General features: G+C 71.4%; 5 protein-coding genes. 4 read left to right on the top strand and 1 reads right to left on the bottom strand.

Annotated elements, in window-relative coordinates; all coding sequences use genetic code 11:
* Nucleotides 1–21: 21 nt before the first annotated feature.
* From ACWIHT_RS41380 to ACWIHT_RS41365, 4 genes are all read left to right on the top strand, one after another.
* Complete coding sequence (locus ACWIHT_RS41380) at nucleotides 22–1,212, top strand: CaiB/BaiF CoA transferase family protein (protein WP_456173740.1); 1,191 nt, start codon at nucleotides 22–24, stop codon at nucleotides 1,210–1,212.
* Complete coding sequence (locus ACWIHT_RS41375; RefSeq protein WP_456173738.1) at nucleotides 1,205–2,056, top strand: citryl-CoA lyase; 852 nt, start codon at nucleotides 1,205–1,207, stop codon at nucleotides 2,054–2,056. Before ACWIHT_RS41380 ends, ACWIHT_RS41375 begins: the two co-directional genes overlap by 8 nt.
* 60 nt (nucleotides 2,057–2,116) lie before the next feature.
* Complete coding sequence (locus tag ACWIHT_RS41370) at nucleotides 2,117–2,974, top strand: dioxygenase family protein (protein WP_456173737.1); 858 nt, start codon at nucleotides 2,117–2,119, stop codon at nucleotides 2,972–2,974.
* Between the two features lie 234 nt (nucleotides 2,975–3,208).
* A complete protein-coding gene (locus tag ACWIHT_RS41365) occupies nucleotides 3,209–4,315 on the top strand; it encodes an aminotransferase class V-fold PLP-dependent enzyme (RefSeq protein ID WP_456173818.1) in 1,107 nt (368 codons plus the stop codon).
* Between the two features lie 178 nt (nucleotides 4,316–4,493).
* Here ACWIHT_RS41365 and ACWIHT_RS41360 read toward each other — a convergent pair whose 3' ends face one another.
* Entirely contained in the window at nucleotides 4,494–16,265 is an 11,772-nt protein-coding gene (locus ACWIHT_RS41360) for a hypothetical protein (protein WP_456173736.1), read from the bottom strand.

Below are 16,265 nucleotides of genomic sequence, written 5' to 3'. Positions count from 1 at the left end.
ACGGACAGAAAGGCAAGGTTCATGTCGCAGAACGCCAAGCCCACTCCGCCGGGCACCGCGGGCCCGCTCTCCGGGGTGCTGGTCGCGGACTTCTCACGGATCCTTGCCGGGCCGTACGCCACGATGCTGCTCGCCGACCTGGGGGCCGACGTCGTCAAGGTCGAGGGACCGGGCGGTGACGACACCCGCGCCTGGGTGCCGCCGACACGCAACGAGGTCTCGACCTACTACCTCGGAATCAACCGGGGGAAGCGTTCGATCGCCCTCGACCTGCGCGACGAGAAGGACGCCGCGGTCGCCCGGAACCTCGCCCGCCGGGCGGACGTCCTGATCGAGAACCTCAAGCCCGGCGGCATGGCGAAGTACGGACTGGACTACGACTCCGTCCGGCAGGACAACCCCGGTCTGATCTACACGTCGATCACCGGCTTCGGCGCCGGGCCCGGCCGGCACGTCCCCGGCTACGACCTCATGGTGCAGGCCATCTCGGGGCTGATGAGCCTGACCGGCGACCCCGACGGGCCGCCGTACCGGGCCGGGATCTCCGTGTTCGACGTGATGGCCGGCAACCACGCCACGATCGGCATCCTCGCCGCACTGCGCCACCGGGACGCCACGGGGACGGGCCAGCTCGTCGAGGTGAACCTGCTGTCCTCCGCCCTGACCGGACTGGTCAACCACAGCTCCGCCTACGTCGCCGGCGGCACCGTGCCCTACCGGATGGGCAACGCCCACCCCAGCGTCTTCCCCTACGAGCCGCTGCCCACCGCCGACAACGACCTCATCGTGACGGCCGCCAACGACGGGCAGTTCCGCAAGCTGTGCGAGGTCCTCGGCATACCGGAGGTGGCCGACGACCCGCGGTTCGCGCGCAACGCCGACCGCACCGCCCACCGGGACCTGCTGCGGCCGCTGCTGGCCGAGAGGCTGAAGACGCGCGGGGCCACCGAGTGGTTCGAGGCACTGGTGGAGGCCGGCGTACCGAGCGGACCGATCAACACCATCGACGGCGGCTTCGCCATGGCCGACCGCTTCGGACTCGACCCGGTCGTCACCGTGGGCGAGGGCGACCGCGCGGTGCCCACCACACGGCACCCGATCCGCTTCTCCGCCACCCCCGCCTCCTACCGTCTGCCACCGCCCCAACTCGACGAACACGGCACGGAGTTGCGCACCTGGCTGTCCGGACCCGAGGAGGCCGACCATGTCTGAGCCGACACCGCGCCCCGCCCATCCCGTCTACCCCACGGCCCTCGGCGCCTCCGACCTGCGGACCATCACCCTGCTCGGGCACGACCTGGCCGAGGACATCATGGGCTCGGTCGGCTTCGGTGAACTCGCGTTCTGGCTCGCGACCCAGCGTCGGCCCGCACCGGGCGAGACCCGTGTCTTCGAGGCCGTGCTCGCGGCCCTGGCCGACCACGGTTTCACCCCCACGGCCATCGTCACCCGCCTGACGTACCTCTCCGCCCCGGACTCGGTCCAGGGCGCACTCGCCGCCGGGCTGCTCGGCGGCGGCTCCCGTTTCCTCGGCGTCACCGAGGACACCGGCCGCTTCCTGCACGACGTACTGGCCTCCCTCGACGGAGACCTGCCCACCGACGAGGCCGGCTGGGACGCGATCGCACTGCGCACGGTCGAACGGCGGCGCGAGGCCGGGGAGTTCGTCCCCGGCCTCGGTCACCACGTGCACAAGGAGGGCGACCCCCGGACGCCGAGGCTGATCCACATCGCGCAGGAGGAGGGCGTCTTCGGCCCGCACCTGAGCCTGTTCGCCGCCATCGGCCGGGTGCACCCGAAGGTGCTGCACCGGACGCTTCCCCTCAACGGCGCGGGGGTGTGCGGCGCCGCCCTCGCGGACCTCGGCCTCCCCCTCCAACTCCTGCGCGGCTTCGCGCTGTTGGCCCGTACGGCCGGACTGATCGGCCAACTCGCCGAGGAACTGCGCCATCCTGTCGCGCAGGACGTCTTCCTGTCCGTCGACCGCAACAACATCCCGGTGCCGCCGGAGCCGTACACCCCGGACCCGCTCACGAAGGACCGGGGCGAGGACTGACCCCGCGCCCGCCGTCCCACCATCCATATCCATCCGCACGCAGACCAAGGAGCCGCAACCGTGTTCGTCGACGAGGACAACATCACCGAGCTGGCCGTCGAGCGGTGGGCCACCGCACACTCCCCTCGGCTGGGCGAGCTGATGACCGCGCTGGTCCGTCATCTGCACGCCTTCTCGCGTGAGGTGCGGCTCACCGAGGACGAGTGGATGGCCGCGATCGAGTGGCTGACCGCGGCCGGCGGGATCAGTGACGACAAGCGGCAGGAACTGATCCTCACCTCCGACGTGCTCGGACTGAGCACGCTGGTCGTCCAGTTGAACAACGCGTTCACGCCGGAGGCGACCCCCGCCACGGTGCTCGGCCCGTTCCACATCGACGGCTCGCCGACCGCGCCCCACGGCTTCGACATGTCGGACGGCATCCCGGGCACACCGCTGTTCTTCACCGGCAGGGTGACCGACACCGAGGGCAAGCCGCTCGCGGACGCCGTGCTCGACGTGTGGCAGGCCGACGCGGAAGGTGCCTACGAGGCCCAGATCCCCGAGATCGACGAGGCACGCCTGCGGGCCAAGTACCGCACCCGCGCGGACGGCACGTACTGCATCCGCACCATCGCGCCGCGCGGGTACGCCATCCCCATGGACGGCCCCGTCGGCGACCTGATGCGCCAGACGGACATCAGCCACTTCCGGCCCGCACACGTCCACTTCCTGATCGACGAGACGGGCTACCGGAAACTCATCACCCATCTGTTCCAGGCGGGCAGCGACTATCTCGACTCCGACGTCGTCTTCGGCACCAAGGACGCACTGATCATCCCGTTCACCGAACGACCGGCCGGTACCGCACCCGACGGCGACACGCTCGAAGTCCCGTACCTGCACGCCGAGTACGACTTCGCCCTACAGCCCCGCTGACCGTCCTGGCGGAGAACGCAACGGCACGACCACGGGAACACGACCGGTTCACCCCGGGTCAGGTCCGAGCGGGACGTGCCGCGTACCGTGCGGGCAAGCGGGCGAACGGGAACGCGCACGCGCCGACCGGCGGCGGACACCTCTCGGCGTCCACGCGACGCCCCCGCCGGATGCACCCGCCGTGTCCCCGCAGCACCCGCACTCTCCCGGAACGGAAGGACGAGCCCCGTGCTCATGTCGTACGCCGACCACTTCGACACGCCCGCGGGATATCTCGACTTCGCGCGGTTCGGTCCGCCGTCGCGGGACGTCGTGGCCGCGACGGTCCGGGCCATGGAGGAGTCCGCTCGTGCCGACCACACCACCGTGGACGGCCTGATGAGCGCGGAAGCGGTGACACGGGACACTGCCGCCCGTCTGGCCGGTACCGACGGCCGCCACACGGTGCTCCTCCCGAACGCGTCCACCGGGCTGTTCCACGCCGCTCTCGGCATCAGTGAGGGCGTGGTCCTCGCACCGCGTACCGACTTCCCGGCCAACCACTATCCGTGGCGGCGCAGCGCCGACCTCGGCCGGGCCACGCCCCGCTGGCTCGACCCCGCGCCCGGTGCCGGAGTCACCCCCGACCTGGTCCGCGCCGCGCTGACCGACGATGTCGTCGGTGTGTCCGTCAGTGCCGTCGACTTCCGCACCGGCTTCCGTGCCGACCTCGCCGCGCTGAGGGAGGCGATCGGACCGGACCGGCTGCTGATCGTGGACGCCATCCAGGCGTTCGGGGTGGCGCGGATGGCGTGGGACGCGGCCGATGTGGTGGTCGCGGGCGGCCAGAAGTGGCTGCGCGCGGGATGGGCGACCGGCTTCGCGACGCTGTCCGACCGTGCCCTGGAGTCCCTGGAGCCGGTGCTCACCGGCTGGACGGGGGTCGAGGACGTCGGTGTCTTCGACGGAGCCGACCACCTGCCCGCCGTGGACGCGCGCCGGTGGTCGATCACCAACCTCAGCCCGGTGACGGCCGCGGCGTTCGCTGCCGCTCTCGGGCTCGTCGAGCGGTACACGGTCACGGCGATCGAGGCCGCGATCGCCGAGCGGCTCGCCGAGTTGACCGAGGTCGTCGAGGAGCACGGGGGCCGCGTGCTCTCCCCCGCCGACCCGGCACGGCGGGCGGGCATCCTCTCCTTCGCGCTGCCGGGGCACGATCCGTCCGTCGTCGCGAAGGCGCTGCACGGCGAGGGGGTCACCCCGACCGTCCGTGCCGACTCGCTCCGGTTCTCCCCGCACGCCTCGACTCCGCCGGAGGCATGCGCACGTGTGGCGGCGGCACTTGCCTCGCTGAGGAACTGACCCCGCCGAGCGCCTGTGAACCTCGCGGATCCACCGCCGAACGGTCCCGGCAGGCTGGCCGGTGGTCCTCCCCAACTCGCTCCGGCCATCGCCCATTTCGGTGAGCAGCCGGACACCGGTCGGCACGCCGACCCCCGGCAAGCTCCTGATGATCTCCGCGTCGGGACGGCGGCGGCCCTCACGGCTCGAAGCGGCGTACCGTCCCGTCGTCGGTGATCAGGGTCAGGACGATTCCCAGGTCACGGGCCGCCGTGCCCGCCGCGATCTCGGTGAGAAGCTCGTCGCGGTCCGCCCAGCGGCGCAGCAGTCGGTAGCGCTGGGCGAGGGTCAGGGTGAGGTCGCCGAGCGGGAGCGCGCCGGTCAGCGCCGCGAACGCGGCCTGGTCGGGGGGCGGGGTCACACCCACCGCGGCGAGGTCGTCGAGCGACACCGTCGTGTGCGCCGCGCCCGCCCAGTCGGCGGCGGCCAGGCGGGGCACCCGCGCCCCGGCGTCCGGGGCCGCGAGCCGGAACTCGGTCCAGCGGTGCAGCGCGTCGGACGGGTCCGGTCCCCCGAGCAGGCCGCCGAGTCCCGGCCGGCCGAACGGGTCGGCCCCCTCCTGCCTCAGGGCGTCGACCAGCGCGCCCGGCAACCAGTCGCCTCCGTCCGCAGTCTGACGGAGCGTCAAAGGCAAGGAAGCGGACCGGATTTCGGTGTCTCCCGGCTTCGACTCGGGGGCCTTCGTGGCGCTCGACTTCACCTGGTCCGGGGCGACTTGGACGCCGAGACGGTCGGTGAAGAGTCCGGCGACGTTGTCCAGCCAGCCCGCCGCGACCGCGGGGTCGATGTCCGGCCGTACCGACTTGCTCATGTAGCGGCCGGACTTGTCGTTCACGGTCCACGTCCGCAGGCTCTCGCTCCAGCGGAACTCGCCCGACACCCGACTCGCGCCGGGCCGCGTACGGCCGCCCTCCTCGAACACGGCGGCGATACCGGTGTGCCCGAGGCCGTCGATCTCCGCCCGCAGCGACTCCGCCGTCACCTCGGGACGTCGGGTGCGGACACCGGCGAGCAGCGCGTCGAACCGGTCCTGCGCCATCACCCGCGAAGGGGCCTCGCTGCCGAGCAACACCCGCCCGTCGTCGGTCACCGTGTACAGCCACACCGCGTCGCGGTTGCCGGTGATCAACAGGTCGGGGTCCACCTCTTCGAGGGGGATCCACAGCGGGTTGGCCCGTACGTCGCCCTCGTCGTCGCGCTCCTCGTCCTTCACCCGCTTCGGCAGCACGGGGTCGCCGAAACCGGCGGTGAGGTCACCGCTCGGACCGGGCTGCGGCGCCGTCGGCAGCAGGGTCTCGTAGTGGTCGATGCCGTTGTAAGCGACGTACACGGTAGGCCCGTTGGCGTCCTCGGAGAGGCGGTGCAGGATGGATCCGCCGTGGCCGTCGGGCTGGACGACGACGAGGTCGATGCCCAGCGACTGGGTGAGCAGCAGGGGTACGTCGTCGTAGAAGGGTGTGTGCCACAGTTCGGGCGAGCGGATCGCGCGGTCGACCAGTCCACGCTCCCCCAGGGTGGCGGTCAGCGCCGGAGTGGCGGGCACGGCGGTCGGCAGGTGGCTGCGGATCTCCCGCCACAGCGCCCGCGACCTCGCCGTGCTGGGGCCGTGGAGGGTACTCAGGACCAGTTGGCGCACGTTGTTCCCGTGCGCCTGGTCGGTCAGCGCGCTCCGTCGGGCATCCGCCGCAGGCCCCGTGACGTTCTCCAGCCCCTCGGTCTTCAACTGGGCCTGGATTCCCGCCCGTTGTGCAGCGGTCAGCGGGATGGGCCTCCGCGGGTCCAGCAGCGCGAGCAGGGGCTGGAGACTGCGCAGGTCCGGGTACCTGTCATGGACGATCGTGTCCAACGGGTCCCGCGTGGCGTGCTGGTGGGCGGCGGCGGACGTCCTGTACCAGTCGGCGGTGTCGTCGCGCAGGTCGGCGACCGTCATCGTGTGTACGGGTCTGCCCCGCACGGTGTGACCGGGGTGCTGGGCGCCGAGGCCGGCGATGACGGCGGTGAACAGGCAGTTGCCGTCGGGACGCACGTTCTGGAGGGTCATCTGCCGACCGTCCACGAGGACGGTCCGGGCGGGCGGCGGCTGCTTGTCGCCGACGGACTTGCCCGTTGCGTCCGAGTCGGGCTTGTCCTTGGGCTTCGTGTCCTGGCTCTGGGTTTCCTTGCCCTTCGTGGTGTCGGCATCCTTGGTGTCTTTGGTGTCTTTGGTGTCTTTGGTGCCCTTGCCTCCCGGCAGCTCCGCGCCCCGAACAGGCGGTGCCGGTACCGGTGTTGAGGTCCGCGGACGGGCCGACAAGTAGCTGTCACCGCGCCGGTAGACGGTCACCTGCCGGAGCGGGCCCGCCGTCGGATCGGCGGAGCCCGGGAAGAACCGGTAACTGCCGTCCTCCCCCACGACCGTGATGTCCACCCCGAGGGAACGCGCCGTCAGGTCCGCGGCGAGGTCCGCCGTCGCGTCGTCCCAACGGCGGGCCCGCTGCACGTGCAGCCGTACGAGACTCTGCCGCTGGGCGGGGGTGAGTGCGGTGAGCAGGCCGTCGGGCAGCCGACCGCCGTTCTCCTCGACGGTGGCGGACAGAGCGGGATCGCGCCGGAGGTGCTCGCCGAGCCTGCTGGTCAGTTCGGCCGTACGGAACACCGCTTGCGGGTCGAGCGTCACGTCCCGGGGCATGTCGACGCTCCGGGCCACGCGGCCGGCCAGTCCGGCACGGCGGGCTTCCGACACCGCCGTCGGCCCGCCGCGCTCCGCGACGCCGAGGACCGCAGTGAAGAACCCGTTGCCGTCGCCGTCCGGTTCGTGCAGGTCGTAGATCCAGTTGCGGCCGTCGGGATCGGTGGCGGTCAGGGTGCGGTGGTCCTGGGCCGCGTCGAAGTGGCGCAGGGACGAGTCCGGGGTGCCGTCCGTCTCCCACGGCGGGCGGCTGAACGCGGGGCGCAGTTCGGCGTTGGCCGCCGCGTCGTCCTGCTGCCCGCCGTCCTTCTTGTCACCGTCCTTCTTGTCACCGTCCTTCTTGTCGCTCGTCTTTTTCTCCGCGTCCTTCTTCTCGGCGTCCTTGTCGCTGGTCTTCTTCTCCGTCACCGGTGCCTTCGCGGTGCCCGGTGCCGCCGGGGCCCGGAAGACGACCTCGTCCGGTTCCGGGGTGGCGCCGAGCTGTGCGCGTCCCGCCGGTGTGGCCGCGAGCTGGTGCCAGCGGGTCAGGCGGTCGGCGGCTTCGCGGACGCGTGCGTACTCGTCGGCGAGCGCCTCGGCGAAGGCGCGTCGTTCGCCCAACTCCGCGGTGAAGGCGTCCAGTTGGTCGCGGACCGTGTCGCGGGCCGCGCGGGCGGCGGTGACCTCGGCGTCGGCCGCCCGCAGCAGAGCCGTCACACGGTCGTGTGCGGCGTCGCGTTCCGCGTCGTGGAGTTCCGCCCAGCCGTCGTGGGCGGGTTCCGCGCCCTCGTTCTCCTGTTCCAGGCGGGCGAGTTCGCCGCGTGCGGCGATCACCTGGGGCAGGGTCTCGGGGTCGCGGGCGGTGAGGGTGGTCAGCAGGGTCTCGGCGTCCGTGAGGACGGTCTCGCGGCGCGGGCCCTCGTCGCGGCGCAGCTCCCAGTACTTCTTGTCGGCGGCCGTCCACTCCTTGTCGGCCTTGGTGACCGCGTCCCACGCCTTGGCCGCCACCGGCGGGAATCCGTCGTCGCCGATGAGGCCCAGTTCACGGGCGACGTCCTCGCGGACCCAGGCCAGGACGGTGGTGTCGGTCTCGCGGGCCTGCGGGGCGCGCTGCGGGTTGCCGAAGGGGCTGCGCATCGCCCGTACCGGCGCGGAGTCCTTGACGTGGTGGTGGACCGAGGCGACGCTCAGCCAGGTCGTGGGGATGGCGAACAGGAACGTGCGGGTGGTGTTCGGCTTGACGTTCACCGACGCGAGGCGGTCGCCGCCCGAGGCGAGGGTGTCGGACTCGGTCGCGACGTCGCCCGGTCCCGAGGCTCCCATCTGGTTGGTGCCGGTGGCGGCGGTCGACGTGGCGGGACCGCCGCCGAGCGCCGACTCGGCCTGCCCGACGCGCCCGGCGCTCGCGCCACCGCCCTGCACATGGCGCTTGGGTGCCTCGTGCTTCATGCCGTCGGTGACGGCGAGCAGCCGGGCCTGCCGGAACTGCGGCCGGGAGTACAGCCGGAGGTCGGCGTCCGCGCCGCCGAAGAAGCCGCGTTCGGTCAGGCCGGCCACCTCGTAGCCGCCGGGGTCGAGGGTGCGGTCGTAGAAGGCGCTGAGGGCGCCGTTGCCCGTGCCGTCCTCCAGGTTCTGGGCGGGCCCGGTGCCGGCGCGGGTGAGCGGGGTGTCCTGGGCACGGGCGATCAGGTCGTCGTCGACCGCGTCGGTGAGCGGGAAGGACGTGTCGTAAGCGGAGGCCAGGGCAAGGGAGTTGGCGGTGTGGAGCTGGTCGACGCCGACGATCCGGCGGACCTTGAAGCCGTCCGGCGGCATGGTGAACGGCTTCATGCTGTCGTCGGGGTGGAGCGTGTCGAGCCAGCCGCCGGTGCCGGTCGTGGCGGGCGGCGCGACGCGGCGGGAGGGGCCGGGGGCGTCGAGGGCGGGCGGGGCCAGCGGGTCGTCCCGTTCGGCGGCGGGGTCTGCGGGGTCGGGGCGCATGAGGCTGAGCGGGTAGTGCTCGACGAGTTCCCCGACGTCGCCCTCGGAGCGGATGCGCAGCAGGCGTCGGCCGGAGACGCCGCGCCAGGTGCGGTGCGCGGCCCGCTTCACCCACGCGGAGGCGCCGGTGCCGGTCTGCGGTTCGCGGGTGTCGGTGACCTCCAGGGTGAGCCGCATCCGGTAGCGGGTGACGTACTCGGCGTGTGCCTGGGTCGTCGTCGCGGTGGCGATCCGCACGCTGCCCTCGGACTGGTTCTGGGCGGCGGTCTGCTGGGTGGAGCCGACTTCCGCGTACGTCGGTCCGGCCATCCGCACGGTGTCGTTGCCGGTGTGCGCGCCCTGGGAGACGGTGGTGCCGACGCTGGCGCCGGAGGCACGGCCGCGGCCCTCCTGCGTGGTCTCCGCGGCGCTCCGGTGCTCCTCCAACTCCACGCTGTGCCCGAGGCCGCCGAAGCCGCTGCCATCCCCAGCGGGCCTGTCGACGGGCACCTTCACCGGAATCAGCTCGGCGCGCGCCCGTACCTTGCGGCTGCCGACCCACAGGTTGGCGGTGGACGAACCCCAACGGCCCACGCGGGCGGGCACGGAGGAGCTGCCGCCGGTCATCTCCTTGCCGAGGGCGCGCACGACGCGTTCCGACATCAGCCGGTGCACCGTGTCCCGGTCGCTGGACGTCAGTCCGAGCGGCCTCAACTGCCGGTCGAAGTCGTTGAGTACGGTCGCGGTGTCGAGCGCGGTGAGCGGGAAACTGCCGAACGGGTTGTCCAGGAGCCAGGGTTGGGGCGACCACCGGCGCCGGGTGTACAACGGTACGTCGCCCCAGCGGTCCCGGAGCAGTCCCATCCGGTAGGCGCTCTTCTCCGGGACGTGCCCGACCCAGCCGTCGTTGACGAGGACCCGTCGCCCGGCCGCGCCCGCGAGCCAGCGGGGCAACCGCCTTATGCCCGTGGCGCGTTCGCCGACGAGGGTGGAGGTGGCGGCGATCTCGTGGTCGACGTCGGCGGTGACGAGGACCTGCCTGCCCTGGTCCTTGCGGTTGATCTCGGCGAGCGCGGTCCGCGAGACGGCCCGGAAACGGGACTTGTCGAGACGGTAGGGGCTGGCGACGAGACCGTAGATGCCGGTGGTCCCGGTGCCGGTGTCGTGCGAGTGGAGGTAGACGAGCTGGCCGCCGAAGAACAGCGTGCTCGTGCTGGTGCTGCGTCCAGAGGCCTGGGTGGCACCGCCGACGGTCGTCTCCGCCTCGATCGGGATCGCGCCCGTCACGGCGGTGAGGCTCCCGGGGCGCAGTCGGCTGCGGTGGGCGAGGACCGAGGAGCGGTCCAGGTACGGGGCCTTCGCCCACAGCCCGGAGGCGCGCCAGCCGGTCGGGGCGGACGACTGGTCGAAGTTCGCGGTCAGGAACTGGCTCTGGAACACGCGCAGTGCCGCGTCGTGGACGGGGGCGCCCTGGTGGGTCAGCATCCAGGAGTTGCCCGACGACTCCTTGAGGACGTCCTCGGCGGCCCGGCCGAGGGCGGGGTCCGCGACGACCGCGAGGGTCAGGTACGGGTGGCGCCGGTACTCCTCGCGGCCCCGGCGGCCAACGCGCTCGAACAGGCCGCGCCTGGCGAGCGCCAGGTCCCGCGCGGCCTGTGTGGTGCTCGCGAGGGGCACGCCGTGCAGGGGGTGGTGCGGGCGTGAGGTGTCGCGGACGGGCGTGTGCTCGACGGGCACGCCGAGCAGCACACGCCCGACGGAGGGCCGCTTGATGTCCGGCCCGGAACCGGCCGGGCCGATGAGGTTCTTCTCCCGCTCGGTGAAGACGAACGGCCGCGTGCCGAGCAGGTTGAGGAAGAGGACACCGCGCAGCAGCCCGCGGAAGCGGCGGAAGCCGCCGCGCCGCGCGGTGAGGGTGACCTCGTAGCTGTACAGGTGCGTGCCCTTGGTGCCGATCGACATGGCCTCGTGCGTGGCGGCGGCCCCGTAACCGCTCTCCGAGTCGGTACGGCCGCCCCAGCGCACGCCCACGGAACCGGTGCCCGCGTGCAGCGGGCCTTTCGCCTCGTCGGTCGCCGCGTCCCGGAGCGACAGCAGCCCCTCCACGCCGACGTGCGCGCCGCGCGCGCTGTTCTGCCGTCCGCCGAGGTTCTCGCTGCCGGGTGCGCTGAACCGCAGCCGCAGGTCCTTCTGCGTGCCCTCGAAACGCCGGTCGGTCAGGGCGGCGTCCACCCACACGTACCGTTGCGCGCGGGTGGCGCGGCGGGAGTCGACCAGGGAGATCCGCAGCCCCGAGGTCATCATCGTCTCCAGGTTGCCCGCCATGCTGTGGAAGGCGAGGGTGTTGAGCACCTCCAGGGTGTTGGAGACCGCCATCTGGAAGTGGTCGGCGTTGCGCCAGCGGGGGTTGGCGGGATCGAGTTCGGACAGGGGCGCGACGAGGTCGGGGTAGGCGCGCGCGACCTCTCCGAGAACCTGGTCACTGAAGTGGTCGAGGAACGTGCGATCTTCGCCGTCGATGTTCCGTACGTAGGAGCCGTCGGCGAACGTGAACTCCTCGACCCTGCTCATGCCGAGGGTCGGCGGCGAGTCCTGGGTGAGGTACGGCGGCACCCTGGGCGGGGTGCCGGGCGCGGGGCTCGCCTCCCCCGCGAGGCGACGGGCCTCGGTGCGGGTGAGCCGTTCCACGGCCCAGGTCTGGAACGTCTGGGTGCGCGGTGCCTCGCTCCAGGTCCGCGGCGGGTTCTTGCGCAGCTTGCCCGGCGTCGAACTCGCCTCGTCGCGCCTGCGGTTCGGCAGCGGCGCCTTGGTGTCGGGCGGTGCGGTGACCGTGACGGTCTTCTGGACCAGGTAGAGCCCCGTGGGGTCGCCCTTGGCCTGCCCGGCGGACTTCACGGCGCCGGTTCCGCCGGTGACGGAGGCGCGGTTGTGGGAGGAGCCGTAACGGAAGTTGAGGCCTGCGAGCATCCTCAGGTCGAACTTGCCCCGGTCGAGACCGAGAAGCTGGAAGGCGGGTCCGAGGGCACCGCCGACGTCGACGCCCGAGGACCTGCCGGTGGTCCGCTCGTTGCGGACCGTCGTCTGGGAGATGTCCCGGAGTTCGGCGGCGGTGGTCTCGCTGATGAGGACGGCCTCGCCGGGCTCCACCCGGACCGAGAAGACACCGAGCGGTTCGCGCCCCGCGTCGTCCTTGAACAGCGGCGGCGAGGTGACCGTCCCGGCCGCCATGACCCGGCCCATGCGATGGAACCCGTCGGTGGAGAAGAACGAGTTGATCTGCTTGCCGGCCATGCTGTCCGTGTCGGTGCCGATCTGCTGGAGCGCCCAGTCCCGGATGTGCGCGACAGGACCGAAGCTCTCCGTGTTCATCATGCGGTAGTTGGAGCCACGGTCGAGCCGCATCCGCGGCGGCAGCCGGTCGGCGGGCGGCTTGGGCCGGGTCAGGCTGTCGGCGATGCGCACGAACAGCCCGTCCCTGACGGCGAACCCGAAGGCGACCTGAGCACGCGTGCCGGACCTGGGCCCGATCGCTTTGCCGGTCCGGTCCACGGGGCGTCCGGCCGGATCGGTGACCTTGAACTCGTACCAGACGTCGTCGAGATGGGCGTGCGAGCCGTCGGTCGTACGGGTCTCGTTCTGGTTCACGACGAGGTTCTGCATGTTGTACTCGACCCGCTTGGTCCACGAGAACTGCGCGAACACCCGTCCCCAGGGCGCGAACAGCGTCTTCACCGGTCCGAGCGGCGCGGTGGGCGCGAGCGAGGTCGACGTGCTGTTCACCGCGACCCGGCCGGTGAGGGCGGTGTTGCGCTGCATCGTGTCGATCTTCACGGGGTTGGCGTACCCGAAGGTGAACCTCTCCCACTGCCCGTACGGTCGGGCCGTGACCGTGAGAACCCGCGACTTGCCGTCCACCGTGCGGTAGTTGAACTGCTGCCCGTCCCCGAAGAAGCCGCTCGGGTTGTGGACGAGAGCGTGTCGTACGTCGTCCAGGAGCCCGTCGCCAGCACGGTTGCCGCCGGGACGCGCAGGTCGAGGTCGGACTCCCGGCGGCTGCCGAAGGTTGAGATCGAGCTGCTCTACGACGCGATCAGCGCCGCGCAGGACCCGGTCCCCCTGGCCGAGGGTGTAGGAGCGGCGCAGCAGATTGCGCGGCAGCCCGCGCAGCAACTCGCCGATGCCGCCCATATAGACGGGCAGTTTGGCACCGTCGGTGAACTTCGCGGGTCCGCCGCCGCTGTACGGCGCGGGCGGCAAGTCGAGGTCGACGCGCGGCGGCCGACGGGAGTCCAGGTCGTGCACCACCCAGGTCGGCCCGGGCGTGGCGGGCTTCTTGACGGGCGGTGCGGTGAACTCGGCCTCGGCGTCCTCGTCGATGGGTTCGAGCGGAGGGGTACGGCGGTTCGGCGCGGCGCTCTTGCGGGGCGGGCGCGGTCGACGGGGCTTCTCCGGGGGTTCGTCCGAGTCGCGCGGAGGCGTCGAAGTCGACTTGTCGTCAGTGGACTTGACCAGCTCGTCGACCGGCACGTCCGTGATCGTGGCCGTCGTCTCGGTCGTCGTGCCGGTCGTCGAATTGGTCGTGGTGGATGTCGTCGCGACGAGAGGTGTCCCGGTGCCCAGGGTGACCACGGGCTGGGGAACGTCGGAGGACTCCTCGGGCTTGGGGGCACCGCCGCGCAGCCGCTGCGGCAGCCCAAGTCCCTTACGGAGACGGTCGGCGAGCGCGGTCGCTTCGGGACGCGTCCCACCTGTGGCGAGCACGTCGGCGACCTGACGTACCGCGCTTCGGTACGACTCGATCGCGTGCCGCGAGTCCGCGAGCACGGGGTGCAGTTCCAGGGGCAGCACGAGCGCGGTGGCGGTGTCCCACGACTGGCGTGCGGTGTCCGGAGTCGCCCCGGTGGTGCTCGCCGCGAAGTCCGAGAACGCGTCGTTCCACAGGCGCCTGCTCGCCGTGGCGGCGGCGGTGTCGAGGTGCCCGGACCACGGACCGGGTTGCAGCATCAGCGCCTTGGCCTGCTGCAAGGGCGTGAGTCCGGTCTCCAGCAGGGACAGTCTGCCGCTCCCCATGACTGCCTGGGTCTGCTGCTCGACGGTGAGGGAGGCTCCGGTGGAGGATAGGGCGGCGACGTCCACGTCGATGTCGACGTCGCCGGTCTGGAGGCCTCCGACGGAGAAGTCGTGGGGCAGGTCGTCCTCGGTCAACTGCGAGGCGATCCAGTGCCGTTGAGCGTCGGAGCGGTCCACCACGGGGACAAGGGCGGAGGGTTGCGCCGACGAGTCGGAGCCGAGGTCCTGGGCGGCGTCGGCGTGGGAACGCGGCACCTCGCCCAGTTCACGCAGCCGCGTCTCCGTCTGTGCGAGGTCTGCCTGCGCCTGCCGCACCCTGTCGTCCGCGTCGTGCAGTGCGGTGCCGTCGTGGCTCGCCCCTTCACCGGTCTCGACCCGCACGCGGAGCCGCTCTGCGGTGTCGACCGCGTGCTGAAACGACCGTACAGCGTCGGCATGGGCGTCGTGGGCGGCACCTACGAGCGGAGCGGGGTGGGTGACTGTGCCGGGGTCTGGGTCTGTGGCGTCCGTTGTCGGTGGAGCCACGGCCTTTCCCTTGCCTGTGCCCGTGTCGTTGCTCGAACTCCCCTGAACAGGACCGCCGTTGTGCGTGACCGCAGGAGGAACGGTGGTCCCGACACTGGGCGTCACGGGAGCCGATGTCACCACGGGCGGCGGCAACTCCGTGACGGGCGGCTCGACAGCAGGGTCCTGGTGCAGGGTCGGGGGCGGGTCGACCCGAGTCGTTCCGACCGGCTCCACCTCGGCGGTGTTCAAGTCGTGCGTCTGCGGCGGGGGTGCGGTGCCGTTGTCGTTTCCGTTGCTGCCGTGCGTCACGACGGGCGGTGTTGACGTGACACTGCCGCCGGTGACGGTCGGGACGGCCGGCGGGATGGGCGGTACGGATGTCCCAACCACTGGCGGAACAACCGGTGTTGAAGTCTTCGTCGACGTATCGGTGTCTGTGTCGGTGTGGATACCGGTGTCCGTGTCCGCGCCCTGGCCCGATTCCGGATCCGCGTCAACGGGCGTGCGCGGGCCGCTTCCCGTAACGGACTTGGGGCCGCCGCTGTTGCCCGAGCCAGGGTTCTGACCACCGGTACCGACGTCTCCGGTCCCGATGTCGGAGACCGCCGTGGAGATCGTCGGCGGATTCCCCAAGTTCTTGAACCAGTCGGCACTGTTGGTGACCGCATGCTCGGCCCCCGCCTCGAACCGCTCGCTCAGGCCCGCCCCGACGAACGTCTGCCAACTCGGCGTGAAGTCACCGAAGAACGCGCCCATCACGAGGGACTCGGCCAGCGTCTCCGAAGCGCCGTCCGCGACGAACTCACCGCTCTGGTCGAGCACCTTGGCGGAGAAGCTCTCGTCGCCGTGGGGTGTCGGCGTCACGTGCGGGGTGACCGTGGGGGTGGTCTTGGGAGTGGTCTGGGGAACATGGGTCCCGGGTCCCGGCGTAGGACCGGGCTTCGGCTTGTTCGTCAGGTTCAGGTCGGTGTCGTTCAGCTTCGGCGGCTTCGCCCCGCCCACGTTGACGTCGTCGAACTTCTTCCCCAGATCACCGATGTTCTTGACGTTGTTCGTGAGGTTCTTCATCGTCTTGGTGAGGATCGGCGCGAGGAACCCCGCGACGGCGCCGAACGCGGCGCTGAGAGCGATGTCGCCCCAGTCGATCGACTTCGGCCGTTGCCCCTTGGGGGCGCCCACCATCATGGCCAGGCGGACCGCGAGGGTCATGAAGGCCTCTTCGGCGGCCTCCAGGAAGCTGGGCAACAGGTGCGTGCGGCGCGAGAGTTCGAGCAGGACCTCCAGGATGAACACGCGGCTGCGGGCACGGGCCACCGCTGCCTCACTGGCGCTGGCGCCACCAGTGAAGAAGGACATCACCGCGAGGATCGCTAATTCGATGAACAGGCGGATCAGTTCGGCGATGATGTTCCACTTCGCCTCGCGGATCTGCATGGCGATGTTGACCTGGTTCTTGGTGACCTTGTCCAGGTCGGCCTCGAAATCGTCCAGATACGGCAGTACTTGGTTGATCGCCCCGATGAACTGGTCGGCGGTTCCCTTGGGGAGGCCCTCCCCCACGGCCACTACCGCTTGTTTCGCCCGTGCCTTGAGCGCGCCGACGTGCTGGTGGAGCTGGTCGAACGACCGGCTGGTGTCGTACGCGTGGTCCTCATTGGCCTCCAGGAAGTTTTCCCCGATGAGGATGAAGAACAGCCAGTTGAGCTTGGGCGAGATGACGATGGCCAC

This window comes from Streptomyces sp. NPDC002276, from assembly GCF_053891435.1.
This window is presented reverse-complemented; position numbering and strand designations above follow the sequence as displayed.